Here is a 23,001-nt window from a genome sequence, read left to right as displayed (position 1 = left end):
ACAGAGAGGTGAGCGAATGACCCGCATCAGCGTCACGGTCGACGGAGTCGACTACTCGGACGAGGTGGAGCCGCGGACGCTCCTCGTCCACTACCTGAGGGAACAGCTGGGCAAGACCGGCACGGTGGTCGGGTGCGACACCAGCAACTGCGGGGCCTGCACCGTGCACCTCGACGGGCGCAGCGTGAAGTCGTGCAACGTGCTCGCGGTCCAGGCCGACGGCCACGACGTGACCACCATCGAGGGGCTTTCCACGAACGGCGAGCTGCACCCGATGCAGGAGGCGTTCCACCAGTGCCACGCGCTGCAGTGCGGCTACTGCACCCCCGGGATGATCATGCAGGCCATCGACGTGCTCAACGAGAACCCGAACGCCACCGAGCAGGAGATCCGGGTCGGGCTCGAGGGCAACCTGTGCCGCTGCACGGGCTACGTCAACATCGTCAAGGCGGTGCAGCAGGCCGCGGGGGCCTCCGCCGCTGGGGGCTCGGGCCCGGACGGAGGCCAGGCATGACCGCCGTCGAGACGCGTCCGGCCGCCGAGATCGGCAGCCGGCGCCTGCGCAAGGAGGACCAGCGCCTCATCACCGGTCGCACCCGCTGGACCGACAACATCGTCCTGCCGGGCATGCTCCACGCCGCCATGGTCCGCAGCCCCCACGCCCACGCCATGATCAGGGGCATCGACACGGCAGCGGCCCGCAAGGCTCCCGGGGTGATGGCGGTCGTCACCGGAGCGGACGTCAAGGACGGTCAGGGCGCCGTGGCCAACGCGTGGCCCATCACCACCGACCAGAAGGCGCCCGCCCACCTGCCGATCGTGGTCGACCACGTCGCCTGCGCCGGCGAGATCGTGGCCGTCGTCGTGGCACGCACCGCGGCCCAGGCCCGCGACGCCGCGGAGCTCGTGGACGTTGACTACGACGAGCTCCCAGCGGTACTCGACGCCAAGGAGGCGGTCGAGGACGCGGTGCTCGCCCACCCGGACCTCGGCACCAACAAGTCGGCACTGTGGCGGCTCGACTCCGCCGACCAGGGCAGTGGCACCTCCGTCGACGACGAGATCGCCAAGGCTCGCGCCGACGGCATCGTCATCGAGCGGGAGATCCGCCAGCAACGACTGATCCCGGCCTTCATGGAGCCCCGGTCGACCGTGGTCGACCCCACGGGTGAACAGATCACGGTGTGGACCTCGACCCAGGTCCCGCACATCCTGCGGTTCCTCATCGCTGCCACGACCGGCATACCGGAGTCGAAGGTGAGGGTCATCGCACCCGACGTCGGCGGCGGGTTCGGCGGCAAGCTGCAGACGACGGCCGAGGAGTTCGCGACGCTGGCCGCCGCCCGCCACGTCGGCAAGCCCGTCAAGTACACCGAGACCCGGTCGGAGTCGCTCGTCTCCGGCCACCACGGCCGCGACCAGTACCAGACGCTCACCCTCGCGGCGACCAAGGACGGCACGGTCACGGCCCTGAAGGTCGACCTCATCGCCAACCTCGGCGCGTACGTCGGTCTGGTCGGAGGCGGTGTCCCCGTGCTCGGCGCGTGGATGTACAACGCCATCTACAAGTTCCGTGCCTACCGGTTCACGGTGCAGACGGTGCTCACCAACACCACCTGGGTGGACGCCTACCGCGGCGCCGGCCGTCCCGAGGCCACCTACGCCATCGAACGGCTGATGGACGACCTGGCGGCGGAGGTGGGGGTCGACCCCCTGCAGATCCGCGAGCAGAACTGGATCAAGAGCGACGAGTTCCCGTTCACCTCGGTGGCGGGCATGACGTACGACTCGGGCAACTACGAGGCAGCGACGGCCCGCGCCGTCGAGCTCTTCGACTACGAAGGGCTGCGGCGTGAGCAGCGCGAACGCCGGGAGCGCAAGGACCCGGTCCAGCTCGGGATCGGCGTCTCCACCTTCACCGAGATGTGCGGCCTCGCACCCTCACGGATCCTCGGCGCCCTCAACTACGGCGCCGGCGGGTGGGAGCACGCCTCGATCCGGATGCTGGCGACCGGCAAGGTCGAGGTCATCACCGGCACCTCACCCCACGGCCAGGGCCACGAGACGGCGTGGAGCCAGATCGCGGCGGATCGCCTCGGGGTGCCCTTCGAGGACATCGAGGTGCTGCACGGCGACACCCAGATTTCACCCCGTGGGCTCGACACCTACGGCTCGCGGTCGCTCGTCGTGGGCGGCGAGGCGGTCGTGCGTGCCGCCGACAAGGTCGTCGAGAAGGCCAAGGTCGTCGCCGCCCACCTGTTGGAGGCGAGCGTCGACGACCTGGAGTTCTCCTCGGGCCGGTTCACCGTCCGCGGCACGGACAACGGCATCGGCATCACGGAGGTGGCGACCGCCCAGTTCACGTCGCACAACCTGCCGCCCGGTGTCGAGTCCGGCATCGACGCCGACGCCACCTTCGACCCCGACGACTTCTCGTTCCCCCACGGCACGCACCTGTGCGCCATGGAGGTCGACACCGAGACCGGCCAGGTCACCATGCGCAAGTACGTCAGCGTCGACGACGTCGGGCAGATCATCAACCCGCTCATCGTCGAGGGCCAGGTGCACGGTGGCGTGCTCCAAGGCATCGCGCAAGCGCTGTGGGAGGAGGCCGTCTTCGACGACCAGGGGACCTTGGTCACGGGGTCGTTCGTCGACTACACCCTCCCGACGGCCGCCGACACGATCAGCTTCGTCTCGGAGAACACCACCTCCCCGTCGACGACGAACACGCTCGGCACCAAGGGTGTCGGCGAGGCGGGCTGCATCGCCTCCACACCCGCAGTCGTCAATGCCATCGTCGATGCGCTGCGACCGTTGGGCATCAGCGACATCCAGATGCCGTGCACCCCGGAGCGCGTTTGGAGGGCCATCCAGTCGGCCGGATCCAACCAGTCCGAGGCCACCACGGACCAGGCGCAGCCGCACTTTGACGCGGATGCGCCCAACCAGGACGCCGGCCCGACCGGTGCCTCGACGAACGGAGCAGACCAGTGATCCCCGCATCGTTCGACTACGTGGCACCCACGTCCGTGGCCGACGCCCTGGCGGCCCTCGCCGAGGCCGGCGACGACGCCAAGGTGCTGGCCGGTGGCCAGAGCCTCCTGCCCATCCTTCGGATGCGCCTCAACGCCCCGGAGAAGGTCATCGACCTCGGCCGGATCGAGGAGCTCAAGGGGGTCACCGAGGACGGTGACCACCTCGTCATCGGTGCCATGACCACGTATGCCGACGTGCTGGCGAGCGATCTCGTCCGCCAGCACGCGGGGCTGCTCACCGACGCCATCGCCGAGGTGGCCGACCCGCAGATCCGCCACCGGGGCACGGTCGGCGGAGCGCTCGTCCACGCCGACCCGGCTGGTGACGTGGGTGCTCCGGCGCTCGCGCTCGACACCGAGTTCGTCATCGCCGGCAGTGGCGGCGAACGCACCGTGGCCGCCGGCGACTTCTTCCAGGACCTGTTCGAGACGGCCGTGGGGGAGGGCGAGCTGCTCACCGCCATCCGGATCCCCAAGCACACCGGGTGGGGCCACCGCTACGAGAAGTTCGTGCGGGTGTCGCACCAGTGGTCCATCGTCGCCGTGGCGGCGACGGTGCGCGTCGACGGCGGCACGATCGCCGAGGCGCGCATCGGACTGACCAACATGGGGTCCACGCCGCTGCGCGCCACGACGGTGGAGCAGGCGTTGGTGGGCAAGGCGGCCACCGACGAGGCGGTTCGGGACGCGTGCGCCGCCGCTGCCGACGGCACCAACCCGCCGTCCGACCTCAACGGCGACAGCGACTACCGCAAGCACCTCGCGACGGTGCTCACCCGACGGGCCGTCCTGTCGGCAGCGGGAGGCTGAGCCCGTGGAGCTGAGCCACTCCTTCACCGTGCCTGCCACGGTCGACCGGACCTGGGCGACCTTCATGGACCTGCCCCTGGTCGGCGGCTGCTTCCCCGGCGCCACGGTCACGGAGGTGACCGAGGAAGGCTTTGCGGGCACGGTGAAGGTCAAGCTCGGCCCGATCGCGTTGGTCTACTCCGGCACGGGCGCCTTCGTCGAGCGTGACGACGGCGCCCACCGGGCGGTCATCGAGGCCAAGGGCAAGGACAAGCGGGGCAACGGCACGGCGGGTGCCACCGTGACCATCCAGCTCACCGACGTCGGGGACGGGTCGACCCGCGCCGACGTCCAGACCGACCTCGCCGTGACCGGCAAGCCCGCGCAGTTCGGCCGCGGCGTCATGCAGGACGTGTCGGACAAGCTGCTCGGCCAGTTCATCGGCTGCATCGAGGGCAAGATCGGCGAGGTCCCGCCCGTGGGGGACCCCACTGAGGTCCCGCCCGTGGGGGAGCCCTCTGGCGAGCCCGAGCCCGAGCCGGAAGCCCCGATGGCCCCCGAGCCGCAGGTATCTCACCCCATTGGAACGAAACCTGCACCCGCGAGCACGGACGACGCGCTCGACCTCGGGAGCGCGGTCCTGCCGGTGCTCCTCAGGTCCTACGGCAAGCAGATAGCCATCGGCGTCGTCGTGGTGGTGGCCGTGATCGTGATCTGGCGGGCGATGAGCGGTTAGGGGTCCGGCCGCCTCCCCGCCAAACGGACGATGACCGGATCAGCCGGTCATGCGGACCTGAGGTGCCCTACCCTGAAAGTGACCGGCCGCATGGCAAGGTGGCCGCACCCGCAGAGCCGCGGTCACACGGCATACCGCACGCACAGGAGCGCCCACGATGAGCCAGCAGACCGTCGTCGTCCTGAACGGACCGAACCTCAACCTGCTCGGCGAGCGCGAGCCCGAGGTCTACGGCTCCGACACCCTGGCCGAGATCGAGGCGCTGTGCCGCAAGGCGGCGGGCCTGGCCGGCCTCGACGTGGACTTCCGGCAGAGCAACCACGAGGGTGCCCTGATCGACGCCGTCCACGAGGTCCGCAAGAGCGCGGTCGGCATCGTCATCAACGCCGGCGCCTACACCCACACCTCGATCGCCCTGCGTGACGCGCTCGCCGCGGTGAGCATCCCCGTCTTCGAGGTGCACCTCAGCAACGTGCACAAGCGGGAGGAGTTCCGGCACCACTCCTACCTGTCCGCCGTCTCCGACGGTGTCATCTGCGGCTGCGGCCCCAGCGGCTACGCCTACGCGATCGCCCGGATCTCCGAGCTCATCGACGACCGCCACTGAGCCCTGGTCGACGGCAGTCGCCGAGCCCGACCGCCACTGAGCGGCAGCTGGCGGCCGCGGGCCGTCGGCCTGCCAGACTGGCGCGCATGACCCCGCCGTCTGCGCTCGACCCGATGGACCTCGCCGGCATCGACGACCTGCTCACCGACGAGGAGAAGGCGATCCGCGGCACCGTCCGCGCCTTCCTCGACAAGCGTGTCGAGCCGTTCGTCGCGGACTGGTTCGAACGCGGTGAGATCGACGACGTCCGCGGACTGACCCGAGAGCTCGGCTCGCTCGGGCTGCTCGGCATGCACCTCGAGGGGTACGGCTGCGCCGGGATGAGCGCTGTGGACTACGGCCTGGCCTGCCTCGAGCTGGAAGCCACCGACTCCGGCGTGCGCAGCCTGGTCTCGGTGCAGGGGTCGCTCGCGATGTTCGCGATCCACCGCTGGGGCACGGAGGAGCACAAGCAGGAGTGGCTGCCACGGATGGCGGCCGGTGAGGCGATCGGCTGCTTCGGCCTGACCGAGCCCGACCACGGCTCCGACCCCGCCTCGATGCGCACCCGCGCCCGTCGGGACGGCGACGACTGGGTGCTCGACGGCTCGAAGCTGTGGATCACCAACGGCTCGATCGCCGACGTCGCGGTGGTCTGGGCCCAGGTCGACGAGTCCGGGGACGGCAACAGCGTCATCCGGGGCTTCGTGGTGCCCACCGACACCCCCGGGTTCTCGGCCCCCGAGATCAAGCACAAGCTGTCGCTGCGCGCCTCGGTGACCAGCGAGCTCGTCCTCGACGGGGTCCGGCTACCCGCCGACGCGGTGTTCCCCGACGTGACCGGCCTCAAGGGGCCACTGGCCTGCCTGTCGGAGGCGCGCTACGGCATCGTCTGGGGCTCCCTCGGCGCCGCTCGGTCGAGCCTCGACACGGCCCGCCGCTACTCGATGGAGCGGCACCAGTTCGGTCGCCCGCTGGCCGGCTTCCAGCTGACCCAGCAGAAGCTCGCCGACATGGCCCTGGAGCTCGTCAAGGGCCAGCTGCTCGCCCTGCACCTGGGGCGTCGCAAGGACGCCGGCACGCTGCGCCCCGAGCAGGTCAGCCTCGGCAAGCTCAACAACATCCGGGAAGCCCTCGACATCTGCCGCACCTCCCGAACCATCCTGGGCGCCAACGGAATCAGCCTCGAGTTCCCGATCATCCGGCACATGAACAACCTCGAGTCGGTCCTCACCTACGAGGGCACCGTGGAGATGCACACCCTCGTCATCGGGCAGGCGATGACCGGCCAGCAGGCCTTCCGCTAGACCCCGGTGGACCGGTGTGGGGAAAGCCGTCGCACGGGGCCGGCCACGCGGCATACCCTCGATTTTCGGTGGAGGCTCAAGACCGTGTAGTCTCACCGTCGCACTTCCGCGCGGCTCTCACGAGCCCCGGGTGGGCAGGCCCCCTTAGCTCAGTCGGTAGAGCGTTTCCATGGTAAGGAAAAGGTCGTCGGTTCGATTCCGACAGGGGGCTCTGGGAACGGCGTCGTGAGGCGCACACCCCATGGCGGGGTAGCTCAGCTGGTTAGAGCGCACGACTCATAATCGTGAGGTCGCGGGATCGAGCCCCGCTCCCGCTACAACCGCGATTTCAGGATTACCCCTGGATTCGCGTATTCTGATGCGTCGTCGCGCCTTCATCGGTGCGCTCCTCATCATTCTGTTTGAACCAAGACAGACCACCAGTCAGTTCCGAGAGCAGGTTGCCCCGTGGCTAGCAAGAGCACCGATGTCCGCCCCAAGATCACCTTGGCGTGCGTGGATTGCAAGGAGCGCAACTACATCACCAAGAAGAACCGTCGGAACAACCCCGACCGCCTGGAGATGAAGAAGTTCTGCCCCCGCGACGGCAAGCACACGGTCCACCGCGAGACCCGCTGACCTGACGCGCCTCGACGGCCGCCCCGGACTTCGGTCCCAGGGCGGCTTTGTCGTGTCCCCGGTGGGCGGCCTGGTCGCGTCGTCGTCGGGCACGAATAGAGTGGTCGCCATGGCCGTCAACGCAGACTTCGCAGGGCGCAGCTACCCGCCCAGTGGCCCGTATGCCGTGGACGCGGCGACCATCGCGGCGTTCGCCTCGGCGGTGGGTTCGACCGATCCCGTGCACACCTCGAGCGAGGCAGCCCGGGCCGCCGGCTACCGCGACGTGATCGCGCCGCCCACCTTTGCCGTCACCCTCGCGCAGCAGTGCGACGCGGTGTTCGTCCAGGATCCCGAGGCGGGCATCGACTACACCCGGGTGGTGCACGGCGAGCAGCGCTTCGTCCACCACCGACCCATCACGGCGGGCGACTCCGTGCTCGGCATCCTGACGGTCGACTCGGTCCGCGAGGCAGGGGGCCACGCGATGGTCACCACGCGCACCGAGCTGGCGACGCGGGACGGTGAGGCGCTGTGCACCTCCACGTCCACCATCGTCATCCGGGGAGGGGAGTGATCGTGGGCGCACGCACCCTGGCCGAGGCGACCGTCGGCGACACCATCGGGCCGCTGACGCTCACCGTCGCGCGCGAGACCCTCGTGGCCTACGCCGACGCCTCCGGCGACCAGAACCCCATCCACCAGGACGAGGCCTTCGCCAAGTCCGTCGGTCTGCCCGACGTCATCGCCCACGGCATGTGGACGATGGGGGCCGTCGGCTCGGTCGTCGAGGAGTGGGCCGGCGACGGAGGCCGGGTCGTCGAGTTCGGCACCCGCTTCACCAAGCCGGTCGTCGTCCCTCAGGCCGGTGGCGAGGTCGAGGTCACCGGGGTCGTCAAAGCAGTGGACGAGGACACCCGGCGTGCCACGGTCGAGCTCACCGCGACGAGCGAGGGCGCCAAGGTGCTCGGCCGGTGCATCGCCGTCGTCCAGCTCGACTGACCGGCCCTCGATGCACGACGAGCACGACGTCCCCCTGGCGTCCCTGACGACCATGCGGGTCGGCGGTCCCGCTGCCCGGCTCGTCACCGCCCAGACCATCGACGACGTCGTCGACGCCGTCCGCGAGGTCGACGACGCCGACGAGCCGCTGCTGGTCATCGGCGGCGGTTCGAACCTCGTCGTCGCCGACGCCGGCTTCGCCGGCAGCGTGGTGCGACTGGCCACCGACGGCGTCACCGTCGAGTCCGCCGACCTGTGCGGCGGGGTGATGGTGCGCGTGGCTGCCGGTGTGGTGTGGGACGACTTCGTCGAGCGAGCCGTTGCCGAGGGCTGGTCGGGCGTGGAGGCGCTGTCCGGGATCCCCGGGTCGAGCGGCGCCACCCCGGTCCAGAACGTCGGCGCCTACGGCCAGGAGGTCGCCCAGACCATCGCGTCGGTCAGGGTCTACGACCGCGCCCAGCAGCAGGTGCGCACCCTGGCGGCCGCGGACTGCGCCTTCACCTACCGACACTCCGCCTTCAAGGCCACCACGCGCTACGTGGTGCTCGACGTCCTCTTCCAGCTCATCCCCAGCGAGCTCAGCCAGCCGATCGGGTATGCCGACCTGGCCCGTCAGCTCGGTGTGTCACCGGGGGAGCGGGTGCCACTGACGGACGCGCGCGAGGCAGTCCTGGCGCAGCGGCGGCTGCGGGGCATGGTCCTGGACGCCGACGACCACGACACCTGGTCCTGCGGGTCCTTCTTCACCAACCCGGTCTTGTCGGCCCAGCGGTTCGCAGCCCTGGCGACCCGGGCAGCGTCCCGGCTCGGACCAGAGGCGTCGGCGCCCCCTCGCTTCTCGGACTCGGACGGCGGGGTCAAGACCTCGGCGGCCTGGCTGATCGACAAGGCCGGCTTCAGCAAGGGCTTCGCACTGCCCGGCAGCGGGGCCGCCCTGTCGACCAAGCACACCCTGGCCATCACCAACCGTGGTGAGGCCACGGCATACGACGTCGCGGCCCTGGCGCGGCACCTCCAGCAAGGCGTCCACGACGCGTTCGGGGTCACCCTGGTCAACGAGCCGGTGTTCGTGGGCCACGAGCTGTAGCGAGTTTGCAGGATCCGCCGCGTCCTGACCCGGCGGATCCTGCAAACTCACAGCAGTCAGGCAGTCAGGCAGTCGGGGCCGCGAGCCAGGCGTCGATGTCGTCCAGCGCCGCCTTCTGCACCGCCGTCGGCGCGCTCGACGCGGTCACCGAGCCCCGGGCCAGCTCGGCCAGCTCGTCATCGGTGAAGCCGAGGGCGGTGCGCGCCAGCTCGTACTGGTCGGCCAGTCGGGAGTCGAACAGCAGCGGGTCGTCGGCGCCCAACGCCACTGGTATGCCGTGCTCCACGATCATGCGGAGCGGCACCTGCGCGGGGCTGTCGTAGACCCCCAACGCGATGTTGCTGCGCGGGCAGACCTCCAGGGCGACCCCGGACTCCGCGACGAGGTCGAGCACCCTCGGGTCCTCCACGCTGCGGACGCCGTGGCCGATCCGGTCGGGGTGGATGGCCTCGAGTGTCGCCTCGACCGCCGCCGGGCCGAGGAGCTCCCCTGCGTGCGGCACCAGGGCCAGTCCGGCGCGCCGGGCGATCTCGAAGGCCGGCGCGAAGTCGGACGTCTGACCGCGCCGCTCGTCGTTGCTGAGTCCGAAACCCACGACGGTGCCCGCCCCCTCGCCGGCGTGGTGCGCCGCGAGGCGGGCCAGCGTCCTGGCGTCGAGCGGGTGGCGGATCCGACTCGCTGCCACCACGACCGCCACCTGAGTGGACTCCTCGCGGGAGGCGGCCGCCGCCTCGTCGAGGACGATCTCGAGGGCTGGGGTGATGCCACCGACGAAGGGCGCGTACGACGTCGGGTCGACCTGGATCTCGAGCCAGCGCGAGCCCTCGGCAGCATCGTCCTGCGCTGCCTCACGCACGATCCGGCGCAGGTCGGACTCGTCGCGCACACACGCGCGAGCAGCGTCGTACAGGCGCTGGAACCGGAACCAGCCGCGCTCGTCCCGTCCGCTCAGCTGCGGCGGGTACCCGGTCGTCAGGGCTTCGGGCAGGTGGAGGGCGTGCTTCTGCGCGAGGTCGCGCACCGTCTCCACGCGCATCGAACCGGTGAAGTGCAGGTGCAGGTGCGCCTTCGGGAGGGCGGTCACCGGGCGCATGCGGAGCAGTCTGGCAGGGCTAGTCCTCCACGATGTGCATGGCTGCCTCTTCCGGGCTCTGCAGATCGCCACTGGGGCTCGACTCGTCGCCGACGAGCTCACTCTCCTCGTCCGGACGGTCCCCCTCGTCGGGATCGGTCAGCTGTCCGACGCTCGCGTCCCCCACGGCGTCGTCGCCGAGGTAGTCGTCCTCCGCCGCGATGGAGTCGGGGTCCGCGCCACCCACGCGGGCTTCGGCGTCGAGGCCGCCCTCGTCGTCCGGGGCGCCGTAGGCGGAGTCCGGGTCCGGCACCTCCTGCCGGATGCGCTGCTCGATGGTCTCCTCCTGGCCCTGCTCGGAGGCCGTCGTGCCCCACTCGGTCGCGCGCGGCTGGAGGTCGGGCGGTGAGGACGGTTCGTTGTCGCCCTCGCTGGAGTCGAGCAGCTGGTCCTGACCGCTGCCGGCGTCCACGCCGTCGTCCAGGCTGACACTGCCCAGGTCGTCCTCGAAGCTTTCCGTTCCCGGCTGATCGCTCATGTCCCCACCCTGCGACAGCGCGGCCGGCACCGCAAGGCGGTGGGTGGGGGCCTCAGCGGACGACGGCCGGTGACCAGGCCTTCGCGATCAGCAGCCGCGGCGCCCCGGTGCCGTCTGCGGGCACCACCCAGACGTTGGTCTCGGCGGCGTGGGTGCCCTCACCCGGCAACCCGTAGAGGATCTGGTGGTCGTCCAGCCACTCGACCTGGTCGTCGACGCTGTGCTGCTCGGTCAGCGCGACCTCCGTGCCCGTCGCGATGTCCATCACCGCCAGGCGCCAGTCACCGGGACCGCGGGTGCCGAGCTTCTTGTAGGCCACCTTGGTCCCGTCCGGGGACAGGGAGGGGCACTCTGCGTCCGAGCGGAGGGTCTGGACGGTCCTGGTCGAGAGCCGACCCGAGGCGAGCCAGGTCGTCTTCCCGAACTTCACCGTGACGTAGAAGGCGTCGTCGTCGCTCGCGAACGTCACGCCCCAGTAGTTGCGGTCGGACGGGGCGATGGCCTTGCCCTGGTGGACCAGCCGGAAGTTCTCGAGGTCGTAGCTGCGGTCGGTGCCGATCTGGGAGACGACCGTGCGGGTGGAGAAGCTGGCAGAGGCGTAGGAGTCGCCCGACACGAAGCTCGTCGTCGCGGCCAGCGACGCGTCGTCGGACAACCGAGCCCGACTGGGTATGCCGGTGAGCGGCAGATCCTGCACCGGCCCCTCGGCGTCGACGAAGGTCTTGGCCGTGTAGGTCGTGACGATGCCTGCGTCGGAGGCCAGGCAGAGGGTGCGGGTGCGGGCGACGAAGACCCGGTCGCAAGAGGTCGCCGTGACGGCACGTGGACCTGAGGGATCGGTGAGCGGAACCATCGCCACGCGACCGTAGACCGGCCCGATCGCGGTGTTGCGGAACACGATGCGTGGGCTGCTGGCCACCTGGGCCAACGACACCGTGCTCTGTGGGGTGGCGCTGCGAACAGCCTCCTGCTGCGTGGCCCGCGACAGCACGAGGTAGGCGGTCGTCCCGCCGACCAGGAGCACACCGACGGCGACCAGGGCGACGACGCGCTGTCGCAGGCTCATGCCGCCACCAGCTCCTGCGCGGTCCGGTCGACGTCGCGGAGCAACCACCACGCGACGGCCACCGCCACGACCAAGGCTGCCGCCACGGCATACACGGCGGTCGAACGACCCAGCCCCGTCCAGAGGGCACCGAAGACCAGGGAGGACGCGAACCGGGCCAGTGCCACGACGGTCTGGGCCGTCGCGATGCCGCTGGCTCGCATCGGCGCGGGCACGAGCGTGGAGGTCAGCGCGGCCAGCACACCGTCCGTGCACGCGTAGAACCCGCCGAGCAGGAGCAGACAGGCGACGGTCAGCCCCAGCCCCCCGGTCGGCAGGGCTGCGCACAGGTAGGCGCCGACGAGCAGGAGGTGGCCGCCGACGAGCACCTTGGCCCGACCGAGCCGGTCGGACAGGCGGCCGAAGGGAACGGCCAGCGACAGGTAGGCGAGGTTCGTGCCCACGAACAGGAGGGGGAACCACGTGCCGGCGAAGTCGTCCCGCTGCTGCAACGAGAGGTAGAGGAAGCCGTCGCTGATCGTGAGCACCCCCAGCACCGCGGACGCCGCCACGACGCGACCGAACCGAGGGTCGGCCAGGCTGCGCCAGGACGGTGCGACGGGCGGTGCGGCCGCCCGTCGCGCGGCCCGTCGGGGTCGCACGTCGGGAACCATCAGGCCCAGGAGCGCCAGCCCGAACAACGCCGCGGCCAGCGAGGCGATGAAGACCGCGCGGTAGTCGCCGGGCACGAGCCAGAGGATCGAGAACGCCATGAGCGGTCCGATCGCCGCCCCGGTCGTGTCCAGCGCCCGGTGCACGCCGAACGCGCGGCCCAACGACGGCTCAGGGGTCGACGCGGCGATGATCGCGTCTCGCGGTGCGGTGCGAAGACCCTTGCCGAGCCGGTCCACCGTGATCACGGCGGTGACGGCGGCCAGCCCCTGCGCCGGGATGAGCAGGGCCTTGGTGACGGCCGAGAGCCCGTAGCCCAGGAAGGCGATCCACTTGGGCCGGTCCGCCCGGTCCGACAGCCATCCACCGAGGATCCGGACCAGCGCGCTGACCCCTTGGTAGAGCCCGTCGACGAAGCCGTACGCCAGTGGCGAGAGGCCGAGGACGGCGGTCAGGTAGAGCGGCAGCACCGCCGACAGCGACTCCGACGAGATGTCGGTGAGCAGGCTGACGAAGCCGAGCAGGATGACGGTCGACCCCACTCGGCGCCCTGTCGTGGACGTGCGCGTGGACGGGCTCGTGGGCCCGCTCGTGAGCCCGCTCTCGGGCGCGGCAGCGGGGCGTTCGGTGCCGGCCGCGTCCCGCGGCCGGTCGCTGAGATACACGCGCGCCCCCTCGGCGCCGGAGTCGGCCCGGCCAGTTCCGCCAATTCTAGGTATGCCGTGCGGGCACCGCCGGAGCTTTTGCGTGATTCACAGGCGGCGCCCAGCCATCACCCCTCGCCGCGCACCTTCTCCACGGAGGCGAGCAGGACACAGGTGGCCACGGCCTCCATGGCTTCGCTGACCTGCTCCAGCGGGGGAAAGGTCGGGGCGAGGCGGATGTTGCGGTCGCGGGGGTCGGTCCCGTGGGGGAACGAGGCACCGGCGGGCGTGAGGGCGATCCCGGCCTCCTTGGCCAGCTGCACCACTCGGGAGGCGGTGCCGTCGAGCACGTCGAGGCTGACGAAGTAGCCACCTGTCGGCCTGGTCCAGGTCGCGACGCCCAGGCCGCCAAGCCGCTCGGTCAGGATCCGCTCGACCTCGGCGAACTTCGGGGCGATGACCTCGCGGTGTTTGGCCATATGGTCGCGGACGCCCTGCGGTGAGCCGAAGAACTGCGCGTGCCGCAGCTGGTTGACCTTGTCGGGTCCGATCGCGCCCTTGCCCAGGTGGCCGGTGTACCACTTCACGGTCTCGACCGACCCGGCCAGGAACGCGACACCGGCGCCGGCCAGGGTGATCTTGGAGGTCGAGGCGAACATGATCGGCCGGTGCGGGTGTCCGGCGGCGGCAGCCAGGGTGAGGATGTCGGCGCTCTTGGCCTCGTCCTCGGTGAGGTGGTGGAACGCGTAGGCGTTGTCCCAGAAGATCTTGAAGTCGGGTGCGGCCGTCTCCATCGCGGCCAGTCGGGCGGCGATCTCCTGGGTGACGACCGACCCGGTCGGGTTGGCGTAGGTCGGCACCAGCCACATGCCCTTGATGCTCGGGTCGCTCGCCGCCAACGTCGCCACGGCTTCGACGTCGGGCCCGTCCTCGTGCATGGGCACGGTCACCATGTCGATGCCGAACCACTCGAGCAGGGTGAAGTGGCGGTCGTACCCGGGCACGGGGCAGATGAAGGTGACTTTCTCCTCCTGGCTCCAGGGGCGCTTGCTGTCGACGGCACCGTGCAGCCACAGGTCGACCAGCACGTCGCGCATCATCACCAGGCTGGAGTTGCCGCCGGCCACGACCTGCTCGGGCTCCACCCACAGCAGCTCGGCGAACATCTCGCGCAGCTCCTTGATCCCCTCGAGCCCGCCATAGTTGCGGGTGTCGACGCCGCTCGCGTCCTTGACGCCCTTGGGCAGGCTGAGCAGGTCGTCGGCCAGGTCGAGCTGGGCCGCGGCGGGCTTGCCACGCGTGAGGTCCAGTGACAGGCCGCGCGCCTTCAGCGCGGCATACGCCTCCTGCTGTTCGGCGGCGAAGGCCTCGAGCTCCTGCGGTGAACGCTCGGCGAGGGGGGTGGTGGCGGTGGCGGTCTGCTCGGTCACGCCTCCCATGCTCCCAGAGCCCCGGTATGCCGCGAAGGCACCGTCCGCAGCCCGGTCACCGCGGGCGCGGCGGGGTGCCGCACCCGGGTCGGGGCGCTGGGGGTCGGGGCGCCAGGCGGGTCGGGAACGTGGGCAGGTGAGCGGAGGACAGATGGGCAGTGGGTACCGATGCCCGGGAGGCACTCCCGACCGGACTCTTGGAGGGCGGCGGCACGAGGCCGTTGCACCTCACGAGAAGAAGGAACAGTCCAATGAAGCGTTTTCTGATCGAGCGCCAGGTCCAGGGTGCAAGTGAGCTCACGCACGAGCAGCTCGCCGAGATCTCCCGGACGTCCAACGCGGCCGTGGAGTCGTTGGGAGTGCCCTACACCTGGGTGACCAGCTACGTCGCGGGCGACAAGATCTACTGCGTCCACGAGGCCGAGGACGCCGAGACCATCCGCGAGCACGCCCGCCGGGGCGGGTTTCCGTGCGAGGTGGTCGCCGAGGTCGTGGCCGAGTTCGGGTCGCACACCGCGGCCGAGCTCGAACGCGAACGAGCGGGGGCGACGGCATGATCGACGCCCAGATGCATGTCTTCCTCAACGACGTGGCCGACGGAGGCCGGAGGGGGGCAATGCGGCCGGTCGGCCCGCGCAGCGCCCGCCGGATCGTCCTCGACGTCCGTCGCCGGCGCCGGGCCGAATCCCGGTGACCCACCTCGCCGTCGTCGGTCGCCCTGACCGTCGCGGCACCGCCACCGGGGACGGAACGGCCACCCAGCCCGCCCGTCCCCGGTCGGCGTCTCCCGGCGCCCACAGGCCCACCACCCCGAGTCGCCCGGCCGGCTCGGAGGGCTTTCGGGACGCAACCGGCGGCTCGTACCCTGTCGGGGTGGAGCTCGTGGAGCGGGAGCCGCAGCTGGAGCATCTGCGTGCGGCCCTGGAGCGCAGCCGCACCCAAGGGTGCGTGGTCGCCGTGGCCGGGGAGGCTGGCGCCGGCAAGTCCGCCCTCGTCAGGGTGGCGACAACAGGACAACGGTGGACCCGGGTCGCGCGGGGGCTCTGCGATCCCCTGGAGACCCCGCGACCGCTCGGGCCGCTGCGTGACGTGCTGGCCGACCTCGGGGTCGAGGTGGGGGCGGACCCGGGATCACCGGTGCCGCTGGCCGAACGGCTGCTCGGCGCGGTGGCGGGTGAGCCGACCACCCTCGTCATCGAGGACGCCCAGTGGGTGGACGAGGCGTCGGTCGAGGTGCTGCGCTTCGTGGCCCGACGCGTGGAAACCCTGCCCCTCGTCGTCCTCCTCACCTACCGTGACGCCGAGGTCGGACCCGACCATGCCCTCCGTCCGCTGCTCGGTGACATCGCCCGGCTCGACGCCGGCAGCACCATCACGTTGAAGGGTCTGTCGATCGGCGCCATCCGCGCAGTCCTCGAGGGCACGGGGATCGACCCGCCGTCGGTGCTCGCGCTGACCGGCGGCAACCCCTTCTTCGTCACCGAGATCGCCCGGCACCCGGGGGAGGAGCTGCCCACGTCGGTCCGCGACGCCGTGCTCGCCAGCACGAGCGCGGTCGGCGGCGCCGACCTGGAGGTGCTCCAGGTGATCGCCACGGCCCCCGACTCCCTCGACGACCGCGTGCTGCCCAGGCTGGCCATCGACATGCCCCAGCTGCGCAGGCTCGAGGCCACGGGTCTCCTGGAACGGTCACGTCGCGGCGTCGGATACCGCCACGAGCTGGCACGCAGGGCCGTCGAGGACTCCATCGCGCCCGGGGTGGCCGCCCGGCTGCACGCGCGGGTGCTCGATGCACTGGAGGCCGTGGGCGCCGATGCGGCCGTGCTGGCCCACCACGCCCATGCGGCAGGTGACTCCGAGCGGACGCGCGCCTACGCCGACCGGGCAGCCGCTGAGGCTGCGCAGGCTGGGTCGCACCGCGAGGCCGTCTCGTTCCTGGAGCTGGCTCGTGCAGCCCCCGGAGGCGACCAGGCCCAGCGGGCCGCGCTGCTGGAGCGGCTCAGCTTCCAGCAGTACATGGTGAGCCGGCTGTCCGAAGCCGTCTCCTCGATCACCGAGGCCGCCCGCCTGTGGGCGGAGGCCCGCGACGACGACGGAGTCGCGGCAGCGCACAGCAGGCGCGCCCTCATCGAGTACTACTCGGCCCGGAGGTCCGCGGCCGAGCACCACGTCGAGCTGGCCCTGGGACACCGCGACGCCCCGGCATACGGGGCAGCGCTGTCCCTGGAGATGCTGCTGGCGTTCCGTCGCAACGACGCCGACGCCACCGCGGAGGGCAGGGCGGTCACCCGCTCGCTGGCGCAGGAGCGGTCGGACGACGAGCTCTTGGTGCGATCGGAGATCCTCGGCACCGCCGGCGACCTCCTGATGGGCGACGACCTCGCCGCGCGCGACCGGCTGCTCACGCTGGTCCATGACGCGGCCGCGCGGCTCTTCGACGAGACGGCCTCGACCGGGTGGTCCCAGCTGGTCGCCATCGACGTGGAGCAGCGACGGTTCCGCGACGCCGAGAGGCTGCTGGAGCAGTCCATCCCCTTCACCGTCGACCGTGACATCCCGATCTGCGAGCAGTGGCAGACCGGCGTGCGGTCGCGACTGCAGTTCGAGCGCGGTCGGTGGGAGGCCGGCCTCGAGGACGCGCGGACTGTGCTCGACGGCGGGGCGCCGATCGCCAGCCTGTGGCCGCACCTGGTGGCGGGCCTGGTGGCCCTGCGTCGCGGCGAGGCCGCGCGGGAGGGCGAGGACCACCTGGGGCAGGCGCGCATCCTCGCCGAGCAGATGCACGAGCCCCTGGCGCTGCTGGCTGTCATGGCGGCCGAGGCCGAGCGGGCCTGGCTGCTGGACACGCACGGACCGGCGCCGGTCGACGCCGACGCCGTGGTGCACGAGGCCGGCGCCCTGCTGCGTGAGGTGGGCAGGCTGCCCGGGGTGCAGTGGTCCACCGGGCGCCTCGCCGTGTGGCTGCACCGGCTGGACCCCGACGCCGTCGGCGACGCACTGGCCGGAGCCGTGGTCGCGGAGCCGAGTGCGTTGGAGCTGGACGGGAGGTACGAGGAGGCGGCGGAGCAGTGGCGGGCCCTGGGAGCGCCCTACGAGTCCGCGCTGGCGCGGATCGGGTCGACCGACGAGCAGGTGGCGGTCGGTGCCCTCACCGACCTCGAGACGATGGGTGCGTGGGCAGCCGCCGACCGGGCCCGTGGCGTGCTGCGCGAGCGCGGCCTGTCCAGGGTGCCCGCCCGTCGCCGCGCGACCACCGTCGCCAACCCGTCCGGGCTGACCTCCCGCCAGCTCGACGTCGCCCGACTGGTGGCGCTGGGGCTCACGAACGCCGAGCTCGCGGACAAGCTGTACATCTCCCCGCGCACTGCCGACCACCACGTCTCCGCCGTGCTCACGAAGCTGGGGCTGGGGACCCGGCGCGACGTCGTGCGGCGAGCCTCGGAGCTGGGCCTGGTCTAGAGGTGCCGGCACGGCGTCGGCGGCGCGCCGCGGGCGGGTGACAGGAGTCGCGCTCGCGGGCCTCACCGGCGAGTTCGCGTTCGGCAGCGGGCCTCACGTATGCTTTCTCCTCGGTTGACATTGGCCATGCTTCTGGCATGCCCGCGAACGGGTCAGGTCAGCCTCCCGGAACCCACCGCCCCCGCGGAGAGTTCCGTAGGGCAGTGGCTCAATTGGTAGAGCTCCGGTCTCCAAAACCGGCGGTTGGGGGTTCGAGTCCCTCCTGCCCTGCGTAGCAGGACCTGTGACCGGACCCGGTCACGGCATACATGAGTGAAAGCAGAGGCATCGTGACGGACGTGAGCGCGGACACCCGCGGCTCTGGTCGCACCGGCCGCAAGAGTGACAAGGGCGGCAACCCGATTTCGCGGTTCTTCCGCTCGATGTCCCTCTTCGTCAGCCAGATCCTCGACGAGCTCCGCAAGGTCGTCCGGCCGACGCGGTCCGAACTGGTCAACTACACGATCGTCGTGATCGTGTTCGTGACGTTCGTGATGGCGTTGGTCGCGTCCGTGGACTTCGGCTTCACCAAGCTCGTGCTGTGGGTCTTCGGCGGCTGACCGCCGTCCTGCCACAGACACCCCGGGGTCACCCGGCGAATACCAGAAGGAAGTAGGTCATCAGCGTGTCCGACCAGTGGACCACCGAGAACGCCGAGCCCGAGACCGATGAGGTCGCGGCTGACGGTGCTGCCGCAGAGGACGCCGACCCCCAGTCCGACCTGGAGGTCGAGCGCGACGAGACCGACGCCGCCGACAGCGAGGCCCACCAGCCGCAGGTGTCGAGCCTGACGTTCTCCGGAGACGCAGCCTCCGACGACGCAGCCTCCGACGACGCAGCCGCCGACGACGCCACCGAGGGCGACTCGGCTGACGACTCCGACGCCCTGACCGAGGACCTCGACGCCCCGCCGGCCGACCCCGTGCAGGAGTTCAAGGACGCTCTCGCCGCCAAGTTCGGCGACTGGTACGTCGTGCACTCCTACGCCGGCTACGAGAACCGCGTGAAGGCCAACCTCGAGAACCGCACGACCTCCCTCAACATGGAGGACTTCATCTTCGAGGCCGAGGTGCCCATGGAAGAGGTCACCGAGATCAAGAACGGCCAGAAGAAGCTCGTGCGCCGCGTCCGGATGCCCGGATACGTGCTCGTCCGCATGGACCTCACCGACGAGTCGTGGGGCGCCGTGCGCCACACGCCCGGCGTCACCGGCTTCGTCGGCAACGCCCACCAGCCGGTGCCGCTGAGCCTCGACGAGGTCTTCACCATGCTCGCTCCGGCCGACCTGGAGAGCCCGGCGACTGCCGGCGCCGCCGGGGGTGGCGCGGGCAAGGCCAAGGAAGCCGCGGTCGTCGACTTCGAGGTCGGCGAGTCCGTCACCGTCATGGAGGGGCCGTTCGAGACCCTTCCCGCGACGATCTCCGAGATCAACCCCGACACCCAGAAGCTCAAGGTGCTCGTCTCCATCTTCGGCCGGGAGACCCCGGTCGAGCTGTCGTTCAACCAGGTCGCCAAGATCTGAGCGCACGACAGCACCTGTTCCCGGCATCCCGGGAGCATGCAACCGGGTCATCGCCCACGGCGTAGGCCCACCACAACAGAAGGAACACAGCAATGCCTCCCAAGAGCAAGAAGATCTCCGGCTTCATCAAGCTGCAGATCCAGGCCGGCGCGGCCACGCCCGCCCCGCCCGTCGGCCCGGCCCTCGGCCAGCACGGCGTCAACATCATGGAGTTCGTCAAGGCGTACAACGCTGCGACCGAGTCCCAGCGCGGCAACGTCATCCCCGTGGAGATCACGGTCTACGAAGACCGTTCCTTCACCTTCATCACCAAGACGCCGCCGGCCGCCGAGCTGATCAAGAAGGCCGCGGGTGTGCCCAAGGGCTCCGGCGAGCCGCACAAGACCAAGGTCGCCAAGCTGTCGGCCGACCAGGTCCGCGCCATCGCCGAGCAGAAGATGGAAGACCTGAACGCCAACGACATCGACCAGGCGATGAAGATCATCGCCGGCACCGCCCGCTCGATGGGCATCGACACCACCCTCTGATCTACACCCCCCGACGTCACCTAACCTTTGCTAGCAAGGGTTAGGTGACGCTGGACAGGTTGCAACCTGTCCACCAACCAGCAACCTTTGCTAGCAAAGGTTGCAGGAAACCCACTCGGTATGCCGCCCACGCGGCATACCGGGGCACGTGGCAGGACCGCGCTGGTCCGTACAGACCACAACTCCACCGAAACACCCAGGCAGCACCATTGAAAGACCAAGGAGCAGAAATGAAGCGCAGCAAGGCTTACCGCGAGGCCGCGGACAAGATCGACGCGACCAAGAGCTACGCCCCCCTCGAGGCCGTCCGCCTCGCCAAGGCGTCCGCCAAGGCCAAGTACGACGAGACGGTCGAGGTCGCGATGCGGCTCGGCGTCGACCCCCGCAAGGCCGACCAGATGGTCCGTGGCACCGTCAACCTGCCGCACGGCACGGGCAAGACCGCCCGCGTCCTCGTGTTCGCCAACGGCGACAAGGCCGAGGCCGCCCGTGAGGCCGGCGCCGACTTCGTCGGTTCCGACGAGCTGCTCGAGAAGGTTGCCGGCGGCTGGCTCGACTTCGACTCGGTCGTCGCGACGCCGGACATGATGGGCAAGGTCGGTCGTCTCGGCAAGGTCCTGGGCCCGCGTGGTCTCATGCCCAACCCGAAGACCGGCACGGTCACGATGGACACGGCCAAGGCCGTGACCGACATCAAGGGCGGCAAGATCGAGTTCCGTGTCGACAAGCACGCGAACCTCCACTTCATCATCGGCAAGGCCTCCTTCGACGAGAAGTCGCTGGTCGAGAACTACGCGACCGCGCTGGACGAGATCCTGCGCCTGAAGCCGTCCTCCTCCAAGGGCCGCTACATCGAGAAGGCCACCCTGTCGACGACGATGGGCCCCGGCATCCCGCTGGACTACACCCGCACCCGCAACCTGCTGGTCGAGGACGAGGCCACCGCCTGAGTCCCAGCCTCGCCGCAGTCCTGCCGAGAGCCCGCCACCCGCACCGGGGGCGGGCTCTCGTCTGCCCGAATCCCGGCGCCGGGCGTGGCTGTCGGGGTAGCGTGGACGCAGCCGTCGGGGACGTGCCCCACGTGCCCGTCCTGGGGGATTCTTGTGAAGACCATCTCGTGCGCCGCCCTCGCCCTTGCCGCGACCCTGGCGCTCGGCGCCTGCGGCAGCACCACGCCTGCCGTGTCGAACGCCGGCGCGACACCCTCGACCAGCTCGACCACGGCGTCGAGCTCTGCCTCCGCTGCCGGTCTCGCGGTCGGCACGACGGTCGACGGGGGCGACCTCGGTACTCGCATGCTCGCCGCGATGGTGAAGGCCGGCTCCGGCACGATGACCATGAACGTCGGCGCCGGGGGCACGGCCAGCGGTTCCTTCATCATGAGGAAGGGCACGATGCGCCAGCGGATGGTCATGGCGCTCGAGGGCGTCCGGATGGAGATCGTGTCGATCGACGGCGTGCTCTACATCAAGGGCCTCCCCGGTTCGACCAAGCCCTGGGTGAAGATCGACCCCAAGGCCAAGGACCCGTCCAGCCAGCTGTTCTCCGGGATGCTGGGCCAGATGGGCAGTCCCCGCCAGTTCGCCGACGCGATGGTCGGCGCGGAGGCCACGGTCGTGAGCTCGTCGGCCACCGGGACGACCTACGAGGTGTCGATCGACCCGGCCAAGCTCCTCGGCGAAGCCGGCCAGGGCGCGGTGCCGTCGATGGCCCCGGTCACCACCCGCTACGTCCTGGACGCCAAGGACAGGCCCGTCTCGATGACCGTCGAGGTCGAGGGACAGACCGTCGGCGGCACGTTCGGCGGCTGGGGGAAGCCGGTCACCATCACCGCACCACCCGCCAGTCAGGTGGGCACCTTCAAGGTCCCGTGAGCCGACGGGTCGACCGGGCGGTGCCCGGGGGCGCCGGGAGACAGCGATTTGGTCGGGGGCCCGCCCACCCGTACTCTGGACCCTGACCAAAGACCGCTCGGTTGTCGCGTGCCACCGCAATAGGCAGCACGTGACCGAAGGTTCCACTCCGGTGGGCGTCCAGCGCAGGCCACGATTCACCCGCAGTGCCGGCTCCCAGAGCCTGCCCGCGTGCGAGCCCCGTGCCCTGTGCATGGGGCTCTTTCCGTGTGGCCTCCAGCTCCGGCCGGTCGAACACACGGAAGGGAGGCCCCATGGCCAAGGCTGACAAGGCTGCCGCCATCGCCGAGCTGTCGGACAAGTTCCGCAACTCCGGCGCGGCCGTGCTGACCGAGTACCGCGGGCTTTCGGTGAAGCAGATCACCGATCTCCGCAACTCGTTGCGCGGAAACGCCACCTTCGCCGTCGTGAAGAACACGCTCACCGAGCTTGCTGCCAAGGACGCCGGAGTCACGGCGTTCGACGGCCAGCTCGTCGGACCGTCCGCCATCGCATTCGTCGATGGCGACCCGGTCGAGGCCGCCAAGGGCCTGCGTGACTTCGCCAAGGCGAACCCCCTCCTCGTGATCAAGGGCGGCGTCCTCGACGGCAAGGCCCTGACTCCCGCGGAGATCACGAAGCTCGCGGACCTCGAGTCCCGCGAGGTTCTCCTGGCCAAGCTGGCCGGTGCCCTTCAGGCGTCGCTCAGCCAGGCTGTCTACCTCTTCGCCGCACCGCTGTCGCAGACCGCTCGGGTCGTCGACGCGCTGCGCGCCAAGGTCGAGGCCGAGGGCCCGGTGGCTGCTGCCGCCGCTCCCGCCGCCGAGGCCGAGGTTGCCGAGGCTGACGACAACACCGCCGAGGCTCCCGCAGCCGACGCGTCCGCCGAGGCCCCCGTGGCCGAGGCAACCGCAGACGTCGCCGAGGGTGGCGACGAGAGCTGACCCGGTCGGGGCAACCCCGCACCGAGCCCGCTCACACACCAAGACGCCACTCACGGCATACCAAGAATTAGAAAG

General features: G+C 70.6%; 23 protein-coding genes and 3 tRNA genes. 21 read left to right on the top strand and 5 right to left on the bottom strand.

All coding sequences use genetic code 11. The features are described 5' to 3' along the window. The first annotated feature begins 16 nt into the window (after positions 1-16). From AC1DWP_RS06060 to AC1DWP_RS06005, 12 genes are all read left to right on the top strand, one after another. Positions 17-514, top strand: a complete 498-nt coding sequence (locus AC1DWP_RS06060; protein ID WP_477613560.1) for a (2Fe-2S)-binding protein — start codon at positions 17-19, stop codon at positions 512-514. After that, on the top strand, positions 511-2,997 hold the full coding sequence (locus AC1DWP_RS06055; protein WP_477613559.1) for a xanthine dehydrogenase family protein molybdopterin-binding subunit: 2,487 nt from the start codon (positions 511-513) through the stop codon (positions 2,995-2,997). Before AC1DWP_RS06060 ends, AC1DWP_RS06055 begins: the two co-directional genes overlap by 4 nt. After that, positions 2,994-3,848 (top strand): FAD binding domain-containing protein, encoded by an 855-nt coding sequence (locus AC1DWP_RS06050; protein WP_477613558.1) that lies wholly within the window; start codon positions 2,994-2,996, stop codon positions 3,846-3,848. The genes AC1DWP_RS06055 and AC1DWP_RS06050 overlap by 4 nt, the downstream gene beginning before the upstream one ends. Positions 3,849-3,852: 4 nt before the next feature. Beyond that, positions 3,853-4,563, top strand: coding sequence for an SRPBCC family protein (locus AC1DWP_RS06045; RefSeq protein WP_477613557.1), 711 nt, complete (start codon positions 3,853-3,855; stop codon positions 4,561-4,563). 157 nt (positions 4,564-4,720) lie between these two features. After that, complete coding sequence (gene aroQ / locus AC1DWP_RS06040; RefSeq protein ID WP_477613556.1) at positions 4,721-5,170, top strand: type II 3-dehydroquinate dehydratase; 450 nt, start codon at positions 4,721-4,723, stop codon at positions 5,168-5,170. Positions 5,171-5,256: 86 nt separating this feature from the next. Beyond that, the gene (locus AC1DWP_RS06035; protein ID WP_477613555.1) at positions 5,257-6,456 is read left to right on the top strand and encodes an acyl-CoA dehydrogenase family protein; all 1,200 of its coding nucleotides are present in this window, start codon (positions 5,257-5,259) and stop codon (positions 6,454-6,456) included. A gap of 138 nt (positions 6,457-6,594) precedes the next feature. Further along, positions 6,595-6,667: transfer RNA gene (locus tag AC1DWP_RS06030), tRNA-Thr, on the top strand. A gap of 32 nt (positions 6,668-6,699) precedes the next feature. After that, positions 6,700-6,773: transfer RNA gene (locus AC1DWP_RS06025), tRNA-Met, on the top strand. A 130-nt stretch (positions 6,774-6,903) separates the two neighbouring features. Continuing rightward, positions 6,904-7,074, top strand: coding sequence for a 50S ribosomal protein L33 (gene rpmG, locus AC1DWP_RS06020; RefSeq protein ID WP_270887403.1), 171 nt, complete (start codon positions 6,904-6,906; stop codon positions 7,072-7,074). Between the two features lie 109 nt (positions 7,075-7,183). Then, entirely contained in the window at positions 7,184-7,630 is a 447-nt protein-coding gene (locus AC1DWP_RS06015) for an FAS1-like dehydratase domain-containing protein (protein WP_477613554.1), read from the top strand. Positions 7,631-7,632: 2 nt separating this feature from the next. Then, on the top strand, positions 7,633-8,055 hold the full coding sequence (locus tag AC1DWP_RS06010) for a MaoC family dehydratase (RefSeq protein ID WP_477613553.1): 423 nt from the start codon (positions 7,633-7,635) through the stop codon (positions 8,053-8,055). 10 nt (positions 8,056-8,065) lie between these two features. Next, complete coding sequence (locus AC1DWP_RS06005) at positions 8,066-9,142, top strand: UDP-N-acetylmuramate dehydrogenase (RefSeq protein WP_477613552.1); 1,077 nt, start codon at positions 8,066-8,068, stop codon at positions 9,140-9,142. Positions 9,143-9,206: 64 nt separating this feature from the next. Here the strand turns inward: AC1DWP_RS06005 and AC1DWP_RS06000 are convergent, their stop codons facing one another. The 5 genes from AC1DWP_RS06000 to AC1DWP_RS05980 form a co-directional block, all read right to left on the bottom strand. Next, complete coding sequence (locus AC1DWP_RS06000) at positions 9,207-10,235, bottom strand: adenosine deaminase (protein ID WP_477613551.1); 1,029 nt, start codon at positions 10,233-10,235, stop codon at positions 9,207-9,209. Between the two features lie 19 nt (positions 10,236-10,254). After that, positions 10,255-10,752, bottom strand: coding sequence for a DUF5709 domain-containing protein (locus AC1DWP_RS05995; protein ID WP_477613550.1), 498 nt, complete (start codon positions 10,750-10,752; stop codon positions 10,255-10,257). 52 nt (positions 10,753-10,804) lie between these two features. Continuing rightward, on the bottom strand, positions 10,805-11,818 hold the full coding sequence (locus AC1DWP_RS05990; protein ID WP_477613549.1) for a TolB family protein: 1,014 nt from the start codon (positions 11,816-11,818) through the stop codon (positions 10,805-10,807). Further along, positions 11,815-13,134 (bottom strand): MFS transporter, encoded by a 1,320-nt coding sequence (locus tag AC1DWP_RS05985; RefSeq protein ID WP_477613548.1) that lies wholly within the window; start codon positions 13,132-13,134, stop codon positions 11,815-11,817. Before AC1DWP_RS05985 ends, AC1DWP_RS05990 begins: the two co-directional genes overlap by 4 nt. 107 nt (positions 13,135-13,241) lie before the next feature. Beyond that, complete coding sequence (locus AC1DWP_RS05980) at positions 13,242-14,543, bottom strand: aspartate aminotransferase type Ic (protein ID WP_477613547.1); 1,302 nt, start codon at positions 14,541-14,543, stop codon at positions 13,242-13,244. A 251-nt stretch (positions 14,544-14,794) separates the two neighbouring features. Between AC1DWP_RS05980 and AC1DWP_RS05975 the strand changes: the two genes are divergently transcribed. The 9 genes from AC1DWP_RS05975 to rplJ all read left to right on the top strand — a co-directional run bounded on the left by AC1DWP_RS05975 (position 14,795) and on the right by rplJ (position 22,926). Then, positions 14,795-15,100, top strand: a complete 306-nt coding sequence (locus AC1DWP_RS05975) for a DUF4242 domain-containing protein (RefSeq protein WP_477613546.1) — start codon at positions 14,795-14,797, stop codon at positions 15,098-15,100. A gap of 316 nt (positions 15,101-15,416) precedes the next feature. Further along, entirely contained in the window at positions 15,417-18,002 is a 2,586-nt protein-coding gene (locus AC1DWP_RS05970) for an AAA family ATPase (protein WP_477613545.1), read from the top strand. 197 nt (positions 18,003-18,199) lie between these two features. Next, positions 18,200-18,272 (top strand) — tRNA-Trp (locus AC1DWP_RS05965). A gap of 59 nt (positions 18,273-18,331) precedes the next feature. Further along, on the top strand, positions 18,332-18,601 hold the full coding sequence (gene secE / locus AC1DWP_RS05960) for a preprotein translocase subunit SecE (protein WP_477613544.1): 270 nt from the start codon (positions 18,332-18,334) through the stop codon (positions 18,599-18,601). Positions 18,602-18,666: 65 nt separating this feature from the next. Continuing rightward, complete coding sequence (gene nusG, locus AC1DWP_RS05955; protein ID WP_477613543.1) at positions 18,667-19,563, top strand: transcription termination/antitermination protein NusG; 897 nt, start codon at positions 18,667-18,669, stop codon at positions 19,561-19,563. Positions 19,564-19,655: 92 nt separating this feature from the next. After that, positions 19,656-20,090 carry a 50S ribosomal protein L11 gene (gene rplK / locus AC1DWP_RS05950; RefSeq protein ID WP_056924021.1) on the top strand — a complete coding sequence of 145 codons (435 nt, stop codon included), beginning with the start codon at positions 19,656-19,658 and terminating at the stop codon, positions 20,088-20,090. A 230-nt stretch (positions 20,091-20,320) separates the two neighbouring features. Further along, a complete protein-coding gene (rplA, locus tag AC1DWP_RS05945; protein ID WP_477613542.1) occupies positions 20,321-21,040 on the top strand; it encodes a 50S ribosomal protein L1 in 720 nt (239 codons plus the stop codon). 153 nt (positions 21,041-21,193) lie between these two features. After that, positions 21,194-21,964, top strand: coding sequence for a hypothetical protein (locus AC1DWP_RS05940; protein ID WP_477613541.1), 771 nt, complete (start codon positions 21,194-21,196; stop codon positions 21,962-21,964). Positions 21,965-22,257: 293 nt separating this feature from the next. Continuing rightward, positions 22,258-22,926, top strand: coding sequence for a 50S ribosomal protein L10 (gene rplJ / locus AC1DWP_RS05935; RefSeq protein ID WP_477613540.1), 669 nt, complete (start codon positions 22,258-22,260; stop codon positions 22,924-22,926). Positions 22,927-23,001 lie beyond the last annotated feature (75 nt).

The sequence above is a fragment of the Pedococcus sp. P2_F6 genome, assembly GCF_056403675.1.
This window is presented reverse-complemented; position numbering and strand designations above follow the sequence as displayed.

What these genes read in the sequence shown, in the direction of transcription:
- rplJ (WP_477613540.1), top strand. Translation starts at nt 22,258, where the DNA reads ATGGCCAAGGCTGACAAGGCTGCCGCCATCGCCGAGCTGTCGGACAAG.
- AC1DWP_RS05995 (WP_477613550.1), bottom strand. Translation starts at nt 10,752, where the DNA reads ATGAGCGATCAGCCGGGAACGGAAAGCTTCGAGGACGACCTGGGCAGT.
- rplA (WP_477613542.1), top strand. Translation starts at nt 20,321, where the DNA reads ATGAAGCGCAGCAAGGCTTACCGCGAGGCCGCGGACAAGATCGACGCG.
- AC1DWP_RS05975 (WP_477613546.1), top strand. Translation starts at nt 14,795, where the DNA reads ATGAAGCGTTTTCTGATCGAGCGCCAGGTCCAGGGTGCAAGTGAGCTC.
- AC1DWP_RS06005 (WP_477613552.1), top strand. Translation starts at nt 8,066, where the DNA reads ATGCACGACGAGCACGACGTCCCCCTGGCGTCCCTGACGACCATGCGG.
- AC1DWP_RS06060 (WP_477613560.1), top strand. Translation starts at nt 17, where the DNA reads ATGACCCGCATCAGCGTCACGGTCGACGGAGTCGACTACTCGGACGAG.
- AC1DWP_RS06035 (WP_477613555.1), top strand. Translation starts at nt 5,257, where the DNA reads ATGACCCCGCCGTCTGCGCTCGACCCGATGGACCTCGCCGGCATCGAC.
- AC1DWP_RS06000 (WP_477613551.1), bottom strand. Translation starts at nt 10,235, where the DNA reads ATGCGCCCGGTGACCGCCCTCCCGAAGGCGCACCTGCACCTGCACTTC.
- AC1DWP_RS06055 (WP_477613559.1), top strand. Translation starts at nt 511, where the DNA reads ATGACCGCCGTCGAGACGCGTCCGGCCGCCGAGATCGGCAGCCGGCGC.
- AC1DWP_RS05990 (WP_477613549.1), bottom strand. Translation starts at nt 11,818, where the DNA reads ATGAGCCTGCGACAGCGCGTCGTCGCCCTGGTCGCCGTCGGTGTGCTC.
- aroQ (WP_477613556.1), top strand. Translation starts at nt 4,721, where the DNA reads ATGAGCCAGCAGACCGTCGTCGTCCTGAACGGACCGAACCTCAACCTG.
- AC1DWP_RS06015 (WP_477613554.1), top strand. Translation starts at nt 7,184, where the DNA reads ATGGCCGTCAACGCAGACTTCGCAGGGCGCAGCTACCCGCCCAGTGGC.
- rplK (WP_056924021.1), top strand. Translation starts at nt 19,656, where the DNA reads ATGCCTCCCAAGAGCAAGAAGATCTCCGGCTTCATCAAGCTGCAGATC.